At 72.3% G+C, this 16,424-nt stretch carries 13 protein-coding genes and 1 tRNA gene; 5 read left to right on the forward strand and 9 right to left on the reverse strand.

Features of this window, described 5'->3' with window-relative positions; all coding sequences use genetic code 11:
• Positions 1-644: 644 nt before the first annotated feature.
• The gene (locus AB0H64_RS37000) at positions 645-1,196 is read right to left on the reverse strand and encodes a peptidase inhibitor family I36 protein (protein ID WP_357634248.1); all 552 of its coding nucleotides are present in this window, start codon (positions 1,194-1,196) and stop codon (positions 645-647) included.
• Between the two features lie 972 nt (positions 1,197-2,168).
• Here AB0H64_RS37000 and AB0H64_RS37005 point away from each other — a divergent pair.
• Both AB0H64_RS37005 and AB0H64_RS37010 read left to right on the forward strand, forming a co-directional pair.
• Positions 2,169-2,357, forward strand: a complete 189-nt coding sequence (locus AB0H64_RS37005) for a hypothetical protein (RefSeq protein WP_357634251.1) — start codon at positions 2,169-2,171, stop codon at positions 2,355-2,357.
• Positions 2,358-2,378: 21 nt separating this feature from the next.
• Positions 2,379-2,747: a hypothetical protein gene (locus AB0H64_RS37010; RefSeq protein ID WP_357634254.1), complete on the forward strand. Its 369-nt coding sequence runs from the start codon at positions 2,379-2,381 to the stop codon at positions 2,745-2,747.
• Positions 2,748-3,345: 598 nt separating this feature from the next.
• Here AB0H64_RS37010 and AB0H64_RS37015 read toward each other — a convergent pair.
• Positions 3,346-3,417, reverse strand: a tRNA-Arg gene (locus tag AB0H64_RS37015).
• A 116-nt stretch (positions 3,418-3,533) separates the two neighbouring features.
• Here AB0H64_RS37015 and AB0H64_RS37020 point away from each other — a divergent pair.
• A complete protein-coding gene (locus AB0H64_RS37020; RefSeq protein ID WP_357634257.1) occupies positions 3,534-3,920 on the forward strand; it encodes a response regulator in 387 nt (128 codons plus the stop codon).
• Positions 3,921-3,953: 33 nt separating this feature from the next.
• Here the strand turns inward: AB0H64_RS37020 and AB0H64_RS37025 are convergent, their stop codons facing one another.
• Positions 3,954-6,719: an AAA family ATPase gene (locus AB0H64_RS37025; protein WP_357634260.1), complete on the reverse strand. Its 2,766-nt coding sequence runs from the start codon at positions 6,717-6,719 to the stop codon at positions 3,954-3,956.
• A gap of 102 nt (positions 6,720-6,821) precedes the next feature.
• Between AB0H64_RS37025 and AB0H64_RS37030 the strand changes: the two genes are divergently transcribed.
• Together AB0H64_RS37030 and AB0H64_RS37035 are read left to right on the forward strand one after the other, a co-directional pair.
• Positions 6,822-7,439, forward strand: a complete 618-nt coding sequence (locus tag AB0H64_RS37030) for a LysE family translocator (RefSeq protein ID WP_357634263.1) — start codon at positions 6,822-6,824, stop codon at positions 7,437-7,439.
• Positions 7,440-7,443: 4 nt separating this feature from the next.
• Positions 7,444-7,992, forward strand: a complete 549-nt coding sequence (locus AB0H64_RS37035) for a TetR/AcrR family transcriptional regulator (protein ID WP_357634266.1) — start codon at positions 7,444-7,446, stop codon at positions 7,990-7,992.
• 11 nt (positions 7,993-8,003) lie between these two features.
• On the opposite strand, the gene AB0H64_RS37040 is transcribed toward AB0H64_RS37035, so the two are convergent.
• The 6 genes from AB0H64_RS37040 to AB0H64_RS37065 form a co-directional block, all read right to left on the reverse strand.
• Positions 8,004-9,200, reverse strand: coding sequence for a hypothetical protein (locus AB0H64_RS37040; protein WP_357634269.1), 1,197 nt, complete (start codon positions 9,198-9,200; stop codon positions 8,004-8,006).
• A gap of 21 nt (positions 9,201-9,221) precedes the next feature.
• Positions 9,222-9,602, reverse strand: a complete 381-nt coding sequence (locus AB0H64_RS37045) for a Rid family detoxifying hydrolase (RefSeq protein ID WP_357634271.1) — start codon at positions 9,600-9,602, stop codon at positions 9,222-9,224.
• A 9-nt stretch (positions 9,603-9,611) separates the two neighbouring features.
• Complete coding sequence (locus AB0H64_RS37050) at positions 9,612-10,688, reverse strand: alanine racemase (protein WP_357634274.1); 1,077 nt, start codon at positions 10,686-10,688, stop codon at positions 9,612-9,614.
• Between the two features lie 44 nt (positions 10,689-10,732).
• Entirely contained in the window at positions 10,733-12,271 is a 1,539-nt protein-coding gene (locus AB0H64_RS37055) for a D-aminoacylase (RefSeq protein ID WP_357634277.1), read from the reverse strand.
• A 239-nt stretch (positions 12,272-12,510) separates the two neighbouring features.
• On the reverse strand, positions 12,511-15,621 hold the full coding sequence (locus tag AB0H64_RS37060; RefSeq protein WP_357634280.1) for a DUF4153 domain-containing protein: 3,111 nt from the start codon (positions 15,619-15,621) through the stop codon (positions 12,511-12,513).
• A complete protein-coding gene (locus AB0H64_RS37065; protein ID WP_357634283.1) occupies positions 15,618-16,301 on the reverse strand; it encodes a response regulator transcription factor in 684 nt (227 codons plus the stop codon). Before AB0H64_RS37065 ends, AB0H64_RS37060 begins: the two co-directional genes overlap by 4 nt.
• Positions 16,302-16,424 lie beyond the last annotated feature (123 nt).

Below are 16,424 nucleotides of genomic sequence, written 5' to 3' on the forward strand. Positions count from 1 at the left end.
GCCTGGCCGTACCGGCCGAACAGGTCGCCCTGCGCCCGGAGACCGCCGACATCTACGGGGTCAAGAGCCTCCCGGTCACCTGGGACGTGTGACCGTGAGCCGGTGACGAGTGCGGCGCCAACGAGAACGGGCGGCAACCGCCGAGAAGAACCCCGCAGAAGAAGCGCTTGTTCTTGTATCGCGACAGGTAGAGCACCGCTTCCCTGCGATCCGTGGGAAGGGAGATGGGGTGATCGGAATCGGGGTGGCCGAGTACTGCGGTTTGGACGCGACGAGTGTCTTGAGTCATGAGGTCTCGCAGAATCCCTTCTGCTGCTGATGCAGCAGAAGGGACGAGAACCGCGAGGCAGCGCGCAACATCGCGTTTGGGTCGGTTGCGTCCACGGGAGTGGTGTACGAGTTTGACCTAGTCACAAGCGTGCCGACGCAACCACGGAGCCTCCCTCCCTGACTCCGCCGGCGGTAGAGCAGCCGCCCGACTGGGGATACTCAGGGATCGACCCGAAGCTGATGGGCGACTTCGAACGCGACCTGGGCCGGGCGGAGACCACACTCGCCAGGAGTGAACCACTAGACATTTTTCGACGTCATTCTTTCGGACGACGCGCTGATCGCGTTCTCTTGAATACTCGGACACTTTGGCGCTAACCGCATCGATTGTTGCTTTTTGCCAGGTAGATGCCTCGCTGGTGCCTGAAGTTCGACGTGTTGGCGAGACCCACGCCCGCTTGGTAGCACCGCTCGGACGCGGGGACATTGGGGTAGTCACGAAGGAATACTCTGTTGATGCGGAAGTTCCACATAGAGTAGAACCAGGGCACGCCGTACTTGTCCAGGTTCTGCCATTTTCCCTGGTCGTGGAACTGGTATCTGTTGCCCTTGAAGCTGGTTTTCGACCACAGGCAGAACCAATCTTCGGGGCAATCGGTCGGCTTCTGGGCCGACGCGTCGTCCGCCTCAACCGTGACGATGACCGCACCGTCGTCGTAGGAGATTTGGCGGTCGTTGATGACCACTCCGCCGGGTGCGCGCTGTAGCTGTGCGGCGATTTCTTGGGCCTGTTTTGTCGCCGCCGAGGGGGTGGGGTCGGCCTGGACTGACGTCGCTGCGATGCACAGGAATGCAACAGTCCCGGCGAGAACGGTGGTGCCCGCCCGCATCAGGTCTCTCGGGCGGCGCGTTGCTCTGACGTTCATCTGTCCTCCGAATTGTTCAGGATTGAATGACCGATCACACCTGGCCTGACCTGCACGCAGAGCGGGCGCTGGCGCTCAAGGTGCCCGGCAGCAAGCGGGTCCAGGACCGCTTGCCCGCCGGGGCTGTGCCACCAGAATCGTGGCGGCAGGATTGTTTGGCAGCCCTCATCGGACAGGCAAACAATGCTTCTTGGGTAGATGGAGAGGATCAGAGACAGTTAGCGAGCGCACAGGCGAGAGTAAAGAGAATTATTTCCACGGATCGCCTCGTGAAATTCGAAGATTCCCCGCTCGGTTCGGGGAACGGTGCTCATATCCTCGGGCGCGATCGGCGCTCAGTCGTCAACCCTTGGGCTGAATCGGCGGGTCCTGCCGCAGTAGCCGTAATTCCTCCTGCTGTCGTACGTCCGGGAATTGCTGCTCCTCCTGGCATACTGCAGAAGTTTACGGCGGACTGATATTTCGGCCTCCCGCGCGGGTGACAGGTCTCCGGTCACCACCCAGCGGCTGTTCATCCGGTGCCGGCTTCCATGCCGTCACCCGCCTCGCGAGAATCCGCAAGGCTGAGGTCGAGTGTTTGCAGCAGGTCTACCAGTTCGTGCGACTGGTAGTAGCCGGGCGCACGTCCCACAGCAGCACCCCCAGGATCACGAGGCACCAGGCCTCGCCTGGCTAGATCATGAGGAGTCACTCGGGCGGCGCGAGACGCGGCGCGTCTTCAAGCTTGATCTCCCGCAGATCGTCGTCGGCCTGCTCCGTGGCGGTGTGGAGCTACCGGATCGCGACCCGGGCCTCGTTCAGTGTCAGGCGACCGTCCAGGGCACGGAAGGCTTCACGGACCGGCTTTAGCGCAGCCTCCATCGCCTCTTGGTGCTCATCCATAAATCGACGTCACTTCCAGCACCCGGCCGAGTCATCCACCAGCCCCGGACGACCTGCGGGACGGGGCATCGCGGACGAGGCCGCCGCCTCGTGGCGTTCTTCGCCACCCTCTACTTCGCCGGCCTCCGCCCGGCCGAGGCGATCGGGCTCAGGGAAACGGACTGTGCTCTACCAGAGGAGGGTTGGGGACTTCTCACCCTCGAAGTGACCCGCCCGAGCAGCGGCAAACAGTGGATCGACAGCGGGACCGTGCACGACCAACGCGGGCTCAAGCAGTGAGAGGAACGAGAGGCCCGGCCCGTGCCGATCCCGCCGGAACTGGTTCGTATCCTGCGGGCGCACCTTGAGGAGTTCGGCACAGCCCCGGACGGACGCCTGTTCCGCAACGAGCGTGGTGGCGTCCTGTGCGCCTCCACCTATGCGCGGACCTGGGAGGAGGCGCGTCGCTTGGCCTTGACGCCGAAACAGGTCGCCTCACCCCTCGCCGGAAGACCCTACGGCTTGCGTCACGCCGCCCTGTCCACCTGGCTCAACGCAGGTGTGGACGCGACGGTGGTAGCCGAGCGCGCGGGCAACAGTGTGGAGGTCTTGCTCAAGCGGTACGCCAAGTGCCTCGACGGACGCGACAGCCAGATCAGCCGCCGCATCGAGGCCGCCCTTGAAACCTGATCGAGTTCAACCGGCACGGTTTTGAACTCTGTCTTCGCCGTCCGGGAGAGCGACCACGGAAGGGTTGGTTACGTCCTCACGGACAGCGACAAGATCGAGATGGGGCCTTCGATTGGTTTAAAAGGCGACCGCCACCGGTGGAGTCCTTGATTGGTGCGCCACGCCGCCAGTTGCGACCCTCGGTCGCCCGGAAGGGCGACCGCCACCTCCGGGGTGGCCGAGGATCGCAACATCGTCATCTGCGGCGCCTGCTGCGACTGCCTCGACGGGTGGCGGTCGCCCTCCGGGGCGGCTGAGCATCACAACGAGGGACTGTTCGCTCTGCCCTACCTGGCCTTGGGCGATCGGCCTGGCCGGCTGTTCAATGCACCTGGTTGATACGGCGGACCCGCTGACTCACGCCGATCTCGATCGTATGCCGGGGAGACGAAGCGGCACCTCGTCGTTCGAGACTTGGACGGAGCTCTGTCGTGGTCCACAACTGGTCCACGAGCAGTGAGCGCCAACGAGAACGGGCGGGGCTCCGTGAGACTGGAGACCCGCCCGTTCCTGTGTCGTTCGCCCTGGTCAGCGGCCGGAACCGCTGATCGGGATCGTGTGCCCCCTGTAGGATTCGAACCTACGCACCCGGCTCCGGAGGCCGGTGCTCTATCCCCTGAGCTAAGGGGGCCGAACGTGTGACAAGGCTACCAGTATTCGGCCACCACTCCGCACCACGATAAACCTCCGATCACACATCGCCGGAAAACCGCACGTGACCGCGTCACTACGGGTAGCTTTGCCGCCGTGGGTGAGGTTCTTGGGAAAGTGCTGGTCGTCGACGATGACGAGGTCATCCGTCAGCTCATCGCGGTCAACCTGAGCCTGGAAGGGTTCGATGTGTCGACCGCCACCGATGGGCAGGACTGCCTGGAGCGGGTGCTCGACGTCATGCCGGATGTGATCACGCTGGACGTGATGATGCCGTATCTCGACGGGTGGGTGACGGCGGAGCGGTTGCGTGCGGATGAGGCGACCAGTCACATCAAGGTGGTGCTGATCACCGCCCGTGCGCAGGACGACGACAAGCGGCGCGGGATGGGCATCGGGGTGGACGCCTATCTCACCAAGCCGTTCGATCCGGCTGAGTTGATCCAGGTGGTGCGGGATCTGGCCGCGCTCGCCAGAAGCTGATCCCGCCCAGAGCTGACGGCCCCAGGTGAGGGATCAGGTCAGGAGGCCGTGGGCGCGGGCGGTGGCGGCCGCCTGGGTGCGGGTCGAGGCGTCGAGCTTGCCGAGGATGTTGGAGACGTGGACGCTCACCGTCTTCTGGGCGATGAACAGCCGCTCGGCGATCTCCCTGTTGGTGAGGCCCTCCGCGACCAGCGCGAGCACTTCGAGCTCGCGGGCGGTCAGCCCGCCGTTGGGTGACTCGTGCGCGGCCGAGCCGGCCCCGGCGGCGGCGGTGAAGCGGGCCCTCCTGCCGAAGTCGGCCAGCGCCCTCTCCAGGGGGGCGGCGCGGAGCGTGGTGGCGGTCTCCTGGGCCAGCGCCCACTCCGTCTGGGCCGCCTCCCGGTCGCCGGCGGCGAGCAGCGCCTCGGCCAGGCGCCACCGGGCGCGGGCCGTCTCGTACACGAAGCCGTAGTCGAACGCCTCCACCACGGCCCGCCACAGCTCCGGGTCGAGCCGGCCGTGGACGCGGTGCCATTCGGCCTCGACCCGCAGCCCCCACGCGCGCCCTTCGGGACCGAGTGGGCCGCGCTGGCCCACCGGGCCGGACGTCAGCGCGAAACGGGCCAGATCGGCCATCTCGTCGGCGTCCTCGACGATCCCGAGGTCGCCGAGCGCCCACAGGCCGACGGCGGCGATGCGCACGACGCCAGATTCGCCGGCCTGGAGCACGTCGAGCGTCGCGCGTACGTGGGTGAGCGCCGTCTGGGGGTCGCCCTGCCAGAGGGCGTACTCGGCGGCGAGCCCGCGCGACATGTACGCCACCAGCCCGTCGGACCAGAACGGCCGCAGCCACCCGAGCCTGCTCTCCACGGCCGGCAGCCCGCGCGCCACCTCCAGGAACAGGGCGAACGACGACAGGGTGGCCTCCGGCACGGTGCCGACCCGGGCGCCGAAGGAGGCGGCCACGACCTCGGCCTGGTCCCACTCCCCCGCGACGTAGTGGATGAGGAAGCGCAGGAACCGCAGGTCGGTGCCGTAGGTGCTCCACTTGAGCCCCGTCTCGAACGCCAGCCGGATGCCCTCGTCGGCGACCTCGGCCGCGTGGGCGAGGTCGCCCTGCTCGTAGTGGAGGCGGGCGTGGTGGAAGCGGGCGCGCAGGTCCATGGCGAGGTCGCCGGTGCCCTCGGCGGAGGCGACGGTGACGAGGTCGTGGGCCTTGGGGGTGTCGCCCTGGAGCTCGGCGTGGATGGCGAGGATGAGCAGCGCGCCCACCTCGGCGTCGCGCGCCCCGGCGGCGCGGGCGACGTCGAGCGCGCGCAGGGCCAGCCCCTGGCCCTCGGCGTGCCGGGGGCTCCACGTGAGCGTGCGGGCGTGGGTGGCCAGGGCACGGGCCAGGGACGCCTCGTCGGCCGCCGTGGCGACGGCCTGCTCGGCGGCGGCGATGGCGCCTTCCTGGTCGTCCATCTCGGACAGGTAGTAGGCGAGCCGCTCGCTGACCTCGCAGGTGGGCGGCAGGGCGCGGAGCTGGGTGATGGCCCGGTGGTTGTCGCCGCTGTCGGCGGCCATGACGGCGCTGCGGAAGGCCAGGCACGCCCGGCTCTCGCCGGCCAGCCGCTCGGCGTCGGGCACCCGCTCCCACAGCGACAGGGCCTGGTCGTAGTGGCTGTGCGCCTCGGCCGGGGCGCCGAGGCGCTCGGCCAGCCGGCCGGCCTCGGCGGAGGCGGCCAGGGCGCCCGCCAGGTCGTGGCCGGCCAGGTGGTGGTGGGCCAGCTCGGCGGGCGCGGTGAGCAGCCGGGCGAACGCGGTGTGCAGGCGGGTGCGCTCGCCGGGCAGCAGGTCGGTGTAGACGGCCTCCTGGAGCAGGGCGTGGCGGAAGGCGTAGCCGTAGCCGTCGACGCGCAGCAGCCCGCGCGAGACGATCTCGCGTACGGCCTCCTCGAAGTCGGCGATCGGCAGCCCGGAGACCTCGCGCAGCAGCTCGTCCTCGACGCGCCGACCGGCCACGGCGGCGGCGCGCAGCACACGCTGGCCCGGCTCGGACAGCACCTCGACGCGGGACAGCAGGAGGCTGGCCAGGCCTTCGGGCAGGCTGTCGCCCTCGGTCATGGCGGCGAAGAGCTCTTCGGCGTAGAACGGGTTGCCGTCGGCGCGGGCGACGATCATGCCGAGCCCCTGCGCGTCGACCCGGCCCATGGTGGCGACGTAGTCGGACATCTGGCCGGCGTCGAGCGGCCCCAGCTCCACCGCCGTGACGGCGGGCAGCCGCTTCATCTCCGCCAGCACGGAGCGCAGCGGGTGGCGGCGGTGGAGGTCGTCGGTGCGGTAGGTGCCGACCACGCACACCTGCTCGGTCTGCACCATGCGGCTGAGGAACACCAGCAGGTCGCGGGTGGAGCGGTCGGCCCAGTGGAGGTCCTCGATGACGAAGAGCACGGGCTGGATGCCGGACAGCAGGCCGAGCAGCGAGCCGAACAGCCGCTGCTGCGTCAGCCCGGCCGACGGGACGCTCTCCACGCCGGGCAGGAGCTGGCCGAGCAGCGGGTGGGCGGCGGCCCTCTCGCGCACCGCGGGCTCGGCGCCGCGCAGGGCGTCGGCGAGCGGGAGGTACGGCAGGGCGTCGCCGAGCTCGGCGCACTGGCCGGACAGCACGTGGAAGCCGCGCTCCCTGGCCTCGGCCACCAGCTCGGTGACCAGCCGGGTCTTGCCGATGCCCGCGTCGCCCCCGACGAGCGCGACCCCGGCGGTGCCGGCCGCGGCGGACTCGAGCACGCCGACGAGCCGTGCCAGCTCGGCGCCGCGCCCCACCAGAAGACCCTTCACGGTCAGCAACTATGCCACGACCCACCGACAATCATTGGCCCACCGCTCCCACCCACCATTGGCCTTCTTATCGCCATATAGCCATGTCTACGCTGATATTTCGTGATCAGTTGGTCGACGTACCTGTTCTTCACCGGCGCCTGCCTGGCCCTGGTGCTCATCCCCGGCCCCAACCACTTCTACATCGCCGCCCGCGGCCTTGACCAGGGCAGGGCGGCGGCGCTGGCCAGCGCGTTCGGCGTGGAGACGGGCACGCTCGTGCACATCGCCGCCGCCGCGGCCGGCCTGTCGTACCTGATAACGAAGTCGGCGACGCTGTTCGGGATCGTCAAGTGGGCCGGCGTGGCCTACCTCGTCTACCTCGGCGTCCGCGCGCTCACCTCGAAGGGCCAGGCGGGCGGCGCGGCGCTGCGGCCGCAGCCGCTGCCCAGGGTGTTCCTCGAAGGCGTCGTGGTCAACGTGCTCAACCCCAAGGTCACGCTGTTCTTCCTGGCGCTCCTGCCGCAGTTCGTCGACGCGGACGCGAGCTCGCCGGCCCTCCAGATCGTGGTGCTCGGGGTCACGCTGCTCGCGCTGGGGCTGCTGTCGGACATCGTGTACGCGTTCACGGCCGGCGCGCTCGGCACCCGGCTGGCCCGCCGGGCCCGCACCCTGCGGTACGTCAGCGGCGTGGTCTACCTGGGGCTGGGCGTCGTCACCGCGTTCACCGGGAGAAAATGACGGCATGGCGCCCAGGAAGCAGCAGGAGATCTTCGACGCGACGCTCCGGCTGGTCGCCGAGCGCGGCTACGACGGGCTGACGGTCGAGGGGGTGGCCGAGCGGTCCGGGGTGAACAAGACGACGATCTACCGCTGGTGGCCGTCCAAGGCCGCGCTGCTCGGGGCGGCCTTGGTGGAGGCGGACGTGCTGGGGTTCGAGCCGCCGGACACGGGCAGCCTGCGGGGCGACCTGGTGGCGCTGGCCGAGGGCGTGGTGCGCCTGCTGACGCGGCCTCCCGCGCGGGACGTCGCGGTGACGGCGCTGGGCGCCGCCGTACGTCATCCGGAGCTCGACGCGCGGCGGTTCTTCGCCGACCGGTTCGCCCGGGAGCGCGCGGTGTTCGAGCGGGCGGCACGGCGGGGCGAGCTGAAGGGGACGGCCGACCCGATGCTGATCGTGGACCTGCTGGCCGGGGCGGTGTGGATGCGGGCGGTGTTCCGGGGACTGCCGGTGGGGGACGGCTTCGCGGAGGAGGCGGTGTCGGCGGTCCTGGACGGGCTGGCGTCCCGGTGACCGGCCGGCGGCTACTGGGCCTCCGCCAGGGCGGCCGGGATCCGGTCCAGCACCGGGTGGGGCGCCAGCCCGTACGCGTAGAAGTCGACCGCCGCCGCGCCCGCCGCCTTCGCCCCGCGGGCCTTGGCCACGAGCCGGTCGGCCGAGTCGCTGTCGGGGTGGCCCGGCCGCAGCACGGCCCGCACCTCCCGGTCCTTGCCGACCGAGCGCAGGTAGGCGCCCACGTCGTCGGCCACGCGGGCCGCGTCGCGGGCGTAGGCGAGCACCCCGAAGGCCGGCACGAGGTCGCCGAGCGCGACCAGGTCGACGCCGAGCTGCCAGGCGTCGTGCGCGGCGAGCCCGGGGGTGGGCAGCCCGTCGGTGTACCCCTTCACCGCGCCGGTCGAGTCGACGAACACCAGCCGGGCCCCCTCGGCCTCCACGGCTGAGGCGACCTCGGACACCAGCGTCGTCACGGTCTCGGACCTGGCCCGCGCGTAGGCCACCACCTCGGGCCCGGCGTAGGCGGTGAGCGCGGCCCGGGTCACCTCGCCCTGCGCGGGCGCGTCGCCGTCGAGGACGCGCCCGACGATGCCGGCGCACTCCTCGCGCGCCGCCTCGGCGTTGACGCCCAGGTCCGCGGCGCGGCGCATGCAGTAGTCGCAGAAGCACAGCCCGAACAGGTATGTGTCCATCGGCCCGAGCGGCACGAACGACCGCTGCGCCCGCAGCGGGTTGAAGTGCAGCGCCTCGGCCACCACGCTCTCGACGCCGAGCCGGGCGACGGCGCGGGCCAGCGCCACGGCGTAGTCGCGCACGTCGGGGTGCCCCGGGCACAGGTCGGCGGGCGAGCCGCGGTCGCCGAAGCAGTCGCGCACGGTCACGTCCGGGTGGCGCAGGCCGAGCGTGGCGTTGCGCAGGAACACCGTCCAGCCGTGCAGCTTCAGCCCGCGCTGCGCGCACGCCTGGGCGAGGCCGGACAGGGCGTCCTGGTGTCCGGCGGGCGGCTTGAGCCGCAGCCCCGCGAACAGCTCGGGCGGCGGCGTGAAGTGGGCGGCGTCGTGGCGGACGGTCAACCGGGACAGTCCGTGCGGGGTGATGTCCCGGCAGGCGTGGTGCACGGCGCCGACGGTGACGCCGGTGACGCCGTAGCCGCTGATCCTGTCGAGCACCCGCTCGACGCCCTCGCCTCTGAGATCCTCGACGAAGACGTACACCGAACTGTCCACGAGCCGACCTTACAGTCCTGGTTAGGCGCTCTTGTGCGCGACGAAGTCGATCTCCACAAGGATGTCCATCAAGTCCGATCCGACCGTGGTCCGCACGGGGTACGGGCGGGAGAAGTACGACTGGTAGACCTCGTTGAAGGCGGCGAAGTCGCGCTTGAGGTGCTGCAGGTGCACGGTCGCCTTGACCACGTCGTCGAACCCGAGCCCCTGGGCGGCCAGGATCGCGCCCAGGTTGCGCATCGTCTGGTGGGTCTGGGCCGCCACGTCGTCGCCGACGACCCCACCGGTGTCCGGGTCCAGGGGGCCGGCGCCGGAGGTGTAGACGAAGTCGCCGACGACCAGTCCCTGGGAGTAGGCGCCGATGGGAGGCGCGCCCTCGGTGCTCCGCACTTCACTCTTCATGGATGCTCCTCAGAAATGGGTGCTGATCTCGCCGACGACACGGTAGTCGCGATCGACGAGCGGAAGCGAGCGCCACTTGTCGAACGCGGTGCACGGGTGCGAGATGCCGAAGGCCAGCAGGTCACCGGGGCGCAGCCCGTCGGCCTGCACCACGGTGTGCTGGTCCTGCATCCGCGTCACGGCGACGCCGCCGCGCTTGGGGACCGGCAGGCCCTCGTCGTAGGGGGCGTCGCGCTTGCCCATGCCGACGACGGCCATGCCGGGCTCGGGGGTGGACAGCACGTGCGCCCAGATCTCCAGCGCGGGCCGCAGCTCGCCGTCGATGCGGTTGAACGGCGTGCGCTCGCGGTAGTAGCCGTCGTCGTGGGTGACGTAGGCGCCGCTGCGCAGCACGACGGTGGCCTTGGTGGCGACGAGCTCCCTGCCGATCACGTCGAACCACTGGCTGCCGCCGACCGACAGGATCGGCTGCCTGAGGCGCACGTGCTCGACGGCGTCCTGCAGCTCGCGCAGGTAGGCGCGGACCTCGTCGGCGCCGGCCAGCCCGCCCTCGTACCCGGCGATGCCGGCCAGCTCCACACCATGACTTTCCTGGACGTACCGGACAACCTCCAGCAGCTCCTCCAGCGACCGGCAGCCGGCCCGCCCGCCGTGGTGGCCCAGCTCCACCAGCACCCTGAACGGCCGGGGGCCAGCGTGCTTGGCCAGCAGGTCCACCCCGGCGGCCGAGTCGGCGAAGCTCAGCAGCTCGAAGCCGGGGTCGCGGGCCAGCTCGGCGGCGGCCCACGCCAGCCCGGCCGGGTCGACGAGCTGGTTGGCCACGATGATCCGCGAGGCGCCGAACGAGCGGACCGCCATGGCCTGCCGCGGCGTCGCCACGGTGAGCGCCCACGCGCCCGCCTCCAGCTGCAGGTCGGCGATCTCGGGCGACATGTGCGTCTTGGCGTGCGGGGCGAGCTCCATGCCGTGGCCGCGGGCGAACGCGGCCATGGTGGCGACGTTGTGCTCCAGCGCCTCGCGGTGCACGACCATCAGGGGGAAGGGCAGGCCGCCGTCGAAGATCGACCGGCCGAGGGCTTGCTGCACGACGTCTCCTCTGTCCACGTTCTCGGGTGTCACGGGCGCCGCCATCAGGAGCGCAGCGCCCGGCCGGGCGTCGCGCCGGTCGGCTCGCCGCCCGCCAGCACGGGTACGCCGGACACCAGCACGTCGTCCACCCCTCCGGCGAGCGTACGGGGCGCCTCGTACGTGGCGCGGTCGGCCACCGTGGCCGGGTCGAACACCACCACGTCCGCCGCGAACCCGGCCCGCAGCAGCCCCCGGTCCACGAGCCCGAAGCGGCGCGCCGGGTGCGCGGCCAGGTGGACGGCGGCCTGCTCCCACGTCCAGTCGCCCAGCTCGCGCACGTGCCTGCCGAGGAAGCGGGCGAAGGCCCCGAACCCGCGCGGATGCGGATGGCCGCCCACGTAGATGGCGTCGGAGCCGCCGGTCTGGGCCGGGTGGCGGAGCATCCGCCGCACCGACTCCTCCCCCTCGGGCCCCTCGTCCGGCCGGGCCGACACGCAGCCGGCCTCCAGCCGGGTCTCGACGAGCAGGCGCCGGCAGAACTCGGCCGGCTCCACCCCCGCCCGCCCGGCGGCCTCCACCATGCTCAGGCCCTCGGCCCACTCCAGGCCGGGCGCGTGCGAGACGGTCAGCCGCGGCCAGGTCTGCGCGAGGCCGGGCCACCAGGCGTCGAGCTCACCGGAGGTGAGCATCTCCAGGGCCCGGTCGGTCTCGGCGGCGGGCACGTCCGGCGGCAGCACCACCATCGCGAGGATCGTGCTGCCCCGCAGGTACGGGTACGTGTCGAAGGTCAGGTCGACCCCGGCGGCCAGCGCCTCCTCCACGAGCGGCAGCAGCACGTCCGCGGGGCCGTGCAGGTGGGAGACGTGGACGGCCGCGCCGGACCGCGCGGCGATCTCGGTCACCTCCGCCATGCCGACCCCGGCGCGGGCGCCGTAGGCGCGCATGTGGGTGACGTACGGCAGGCCGCCGAGCGGCACGCACAGCGCGGCCAGCTCCTCGGTGGAGGCGTACCGGCCGGGCAGGTACTCCAGGCCGCTGGACAGCCCGACGGCGCCCTCCGACAGGCCGCGCTCGACGTGGGCGAGTATCCGGCGCAGCTCGTCCGGCGCCGGGGCGTCCGGGGAGGGGCCCATGACGTCGTAGCGGATGGTGCCGTGGGGCAGCAGGTACGCGGTGTTGAGGGCGACGGTCCGGTCGTAGGCGTCGAGCAGGCGGGCCACGCTCAGCGGGCCGCCGGCCAGGGCGCCGGGCAGGGGGCCGTTGACGGCGGCGAAGTAGCGGGCGGCGTAGGCGACGGTACCGGCGGAGCCCGGGGCGTACGAGAGGCCGTCCTGCCCGAGCACGAACGTGGTCACGCCCTGCCGGAGCGCCGCGAGCTGCACGGACGGGTCGAAGACGGTCGCGTCGCCGTGCGCGTGGCAGTCGACGAACCCGGGCGAGACGAGCCGGCCGGTCGCGTCGACCACGGTGGCGGCGCTCACTCCGTCGAGGCGCCCCACGGCCGCGACCTTGTCGCCGGTGACCGCGACATCGGCCCGGTACGGCGGGGCGCCGGTGCCGTCGAGCACCCGGCCACCGCTGATGATCACATCGAAAGCCACCCAAGGATTAAACCCGATCCCCGCCTCGTCCGGCCCGGACCACGGACGCGGACCCGTCGCACTGACGGCGGACGCGGGCCGGAGAGCGATCCCGCCTCGTCCGGCCCGGACCACGGACGCGGACCCGTCGCACTGACGGCGGACGCGGGCCGGAGAGCGATCCTGCCCCTCCGACCCGGACCACGGACGCGGACCCGTCGCCCTCGCCGCGGGCGCGGGCCGGGGAGCCGGAGGGGACGTCAGTCGGACGTCCGGGAGGAGATCTGCGGGCAGGAGGCGCCAGGCCGGATCGGGTGCTCGGCGAGGAGGGCGCGGGCCTGCGCGCGGGCGAGATTCCAGCCGTTCCACGGGTCCGGGTCCGCCAGGTCGTCGGCGGCCACCAGGTCGGCCAGCACGCAGCTGCGTTGCGGCTCGGGCAGCCGGTCCAGCGCGGGCACCGCCTCGGCCCCCAGGTCGCCCAGGTAGTCGGAGTCCAGCTTGGCCACCCCGCGCACCGCCACCTGCGTCTGCGCCACCCGCAGGTCCGGGTTGACGAACGCGAAGCCGACCAGGGCCAGCCCGGTGACCAGGACGACCGTGCGGGGCAGCCAGGCCGAGCCGCGGCCCGCCAGCCGTACCGCCCCGGCCAGCAGCACCAGCGCGAACACGGCGCCCAGCCACCACAGCGTCGCCTGCACCGACAGCCGCAGCCGGGACAGGCCGTACGCGTCGGTGTAGAGGGCGAGCCGGTGCAGCGCGGAGGCGAGCACCACCATGGTCAGCGCGCACAGCACCCCGAGCTGCCCGGCCAGCAGCCACCGCTCGCGCCGCCCGGTCCGCACCACCCCGGCCGCCACGGCGACGATGCCGAGCACGAACACGCTCACCACGACGAGCTGGAAGAACCCCTCCCTGGCGTACTCCGCGTACGTCAGCCCGGCCGTTCTCAGCACCCACGCGTTGCCGCCGAACAGGGCGGTGATCTGCACCGCGACGAACGCGGCGAACAGCAGGTTCACGGCCGTCAGCGGCAGCAGCCACACGCTCCGGCTCAGTGTCAGCTTGGCCTCGGGGCCGGCCGGGTCGTTGACGGGCCGCAGCGCCACCAGCACCACGGCCGTCAGCAGCGCGCCCACGAGCGCGAACACGATGACGCGCAGCGGCAGCGTGTCGGCCCAGTCGGGGGTGGCCGTCAGGCGCCGCGCGTACGAGGCGAACACGCGGTCGGCCGACGCGAACAGCACCCCGAACACCACCAGCAGCACGGCCGTGATGCCCAGCCCGCCCAGCACCGGCAGGATCCGCCGGCGGGAGGTGAGCCGCTTCACCGGCTCCGCCAGGAACCACGGCACCGGAGGCAGCGCCAGCAGCACCGACAGCACGCCCCTGATCGCGCCGAGCCAGCCGGCCCCGGCCCCGGACACCGCCAGCGCGGCCAGCCCGGCGCCGGCCACGAGCAGCACGCCGACCAGCCAGTCGGCGTCGCGCACGGCCGCCATGGCGATCAGCGTGTACGCGACCAGGGCGTACGCGGACGTCCACGGCGTCATCCGCCGCAGCACGGCGGGCATGGCCGCCGCGCCCAGCACCATCGCGACCAGGACGACGCCCAGGCCGATCTGGGCTCCGGGGAGGGCCACGGCGCCGAACACCCCGGCACCGGCGGCGGCGGGCAACAGCCAGCGCGGCGCGTCGGGCAGCTCGGGACGCGGGAAGAGCGGCGGGGGGACGTAGGCGGGAGGCGGCGCCTGGCTCCCCGACGGCTGGGGCGTCGCGGGCGCGTGCCCGGACGGCTGGGGAGCCGCGGGTACGTGCCCGGAAGGCTGGGGCGCCGCCGCGGGTGGCCGGCCAGGGGGCTGGGCGGCCGTGGCGCCGTACGGAGGGCTCTGGTGGGCGGCGGCGACGCCGCGCCGGGGAGTTCCGCCGATGGACGCGCCCAGCGCTCCGGTCAGGAGGGTGCACAACGCCAGCGTGGCCAGCGCGAACCCGTCGCCCACCGCGAAGCTGACGAACACGGCCGCCACCACGCCGACCATGAACCCGAGGAGCAACCCGAGGAGGGTGCCGGTGACGAGCCGCGCCAGCCTCTCCCCTGCTCCGGCTCCGGGCACGGGCAGGGGCAGAGGCGCGGAGAGAGGCGCGGGCGCCGCGCCCGGCCCGTCCGAGGACCCGGACGGGCCGGGCGGCCCGGCTCGTACGGGCTCCGGCGCGCCGGTCCCGGCCCCCGCCGGCACCGACGCCCCGGCCTCCGCGACCGCGCCCGTCCCGCCGCCCTCGGACGCCGGGCCGAGCCCGGCACCCCCAGGAGCCGGTACGGGCGCCGCGGCCTCGAAGCCCTGCGAGCCCCTGTCCGGTGTGGTGGCGCCCCGTCTGTCCCCCATCGTGGTTCTCCCTGGCAGCTCGATGATCATGTGACAACCCGCGCCGTCCGCGATCCGGACGTCGCCCCCGTGCAGTTCGACGATCTCCTTGACGATGGCCAGTCCCAGCCCGGCCCCGCCGGCGTCGGCGGCGCGCGCCGCGTCCAGCCGCGAGAACCGCTCGAACACCCGCGACCGCGCCGACGCCGGGATGCCCGGCCCCTGGTCGGCGACCGTGATCCGGGCCCCGTCCCCGCGGGCGGTCCCCGCCACCGTCACCACGCCGCCGGGTGGGCTGTGCCGTACGGCGTTGTCGAGGAGGTTGGCCAGGACCTGGGCCAGCAGGTCGGGGTCGGCGCGCACCACGAGGCCGGCGGCGGTCCGCGGGACGATCCGGACGTCCTCGCGGGCCAGCGCCGCCTCCCGCACGGCCTGCTCCAGCAGCGGGGCCAGCTCGATCGGCTCCGGCTCGATGAGGCGGGCGCCGGAGTCGAGCCGGGACAGGTCGAGGAGCTGGGCCACGAGCCGCCCGAGCCGCTCGGTCTGGGCCAGGGCGGTGCGCATGGTGCCGGGGTCGGCCGCGGAGACGCCGTCCACGACGTTCTCCAGGACGGCGCGCAGGCCGGTGATGGGCGTGCGCAGCTCGTGGCTGACGTTGGCGACCAGCTCGCGCCGCTGCCGGTCCACCTCGCCGAGGTCGGCCGCCATCGCGTTGAAGGCCCTGGCCAGCTCCCCCACCTCGTCCCGCGAGGTGGCGCGCACGCGCAGGTCGTAGCGGCCCTTGGCGACGGTCTGCGCGGCGCGGGCCATCTCGCGCAGCGGCCTGGTCATGCCCATGGCCAGCACCTGCACCATGATCAGCGCGAGCACCACGGCGACGGCGATCCGCAGCTCGCGGGACAGGCCGGAGTTGATGCCGACCTCGTTCACCACGAACGCGGTGCCGACGGCCAGCACGATCACGATGCCGAGCTTGACCTTGATCCGGCCCAGGAAGTCGAGCGGCCTCATCGGCGCACCAGGGCGTACCCGACTCCGTGGACGGTGCGGACCACGTCGGAGCCGAGCTTGCGGCGCAGCGCCCGCACGTGGCTGTCCACGGTCCTGGTGGCGGCCGCCTCGGAGAAGCCCCACACGTCCGACAGCAGCCTGTCGCGCTCGAACACCTGGCCGGGCCGCTCGGCCAACCGGCGTAACAGGTCGAACTCCGTCCTGGTGAGCTGTGCCTCCGTGCCGCGCACGAACACCCGGCGCGCGGCCGTGTCGATCTCTACCTCGCCGACGCGGATGACCGTGTCCTCGGCCGCGAGCTGGGTGGCGCGCTCGACCCGGCGCAGCAGCGCGTGGATCCGCGCGACCAGCTCGCGCATGCTGAACGGCTTGGCGAGGTAGTCGTCGGCGCCCACTCCGAGCCCGACGAGCACGTCGGTCTCCTCGCCGAGGGCCGTCAGCATGAGGACGGGCACGGGCCGGGCCGCCTGCATCCGGCGGCACACCTCCAGCCCGTCGAGCCCCGGCAGCAGCCGGTCGAGGATCACCAGGTCGGGCTCCGCCCTGCCGTACTCGGTCAGGGCCGTCTCCCCGTCCCCGGCCACGCGGACGTCGAAGCCCTCCGCCGCCAGCCGGTCGCGGACGGCCCGCCCGATCGTCTCGTCGTCCTCGACCAGGAGGACCCGTCGCCGCTCTGCCACGGACGAAAGCCTAGGAGCGCCAGGTGCAGACAGCACTCCCTAAAACGTGCACATCCGGTGCAGACACCCCGCCCGCTCCGAGCTGTTCATACTCGGCTCACCAGGATGATGGCCGGGGGCGCC

Origin of the sequence: Nonomuraea sp. NPDC050733 (genome assembly GCF_040654215.1) — a bacterium.
GTDB lineage: Bacteria > Actinomycetota > Actinomycetes > Streptosporangiales > Streptosporangiaceae > Nonomuraea.

Bases quoted from the DNA above. Each gene is read 5' to 3' on its own strand.
- AB0H64_RS37035 (WP_357634266.1), top strand. From the start codon at position 7,444: ATGGCGCCCAGGAAGCAGCAGGAGATCTTCGACGCGACGCTCCGGCTG.
- AB0H64_RS37045 (WP_357634271.1), bottom strand. From the start codon at position 9,602: ATGAAGAGTGAAGTGCGGAGCACCGAGGGCGCGCCTCCCATCGGCGCC.
- AB0H64_RS37000 (WP_357634248.1), bottom strand. From the start codon at position 1,196: ATGAACGTCAGAGCAACGCGCCGCCCGAGAGACCTGATGCGGGCGGGC.
- AB0H64_RS37060 (WP_357634280.1), bottom strand. From the start codon at position 15,621: ATGAGGCCGCTCGACTTCCTGGGCCGGATCAAGGTCAAGCTCGGCATC.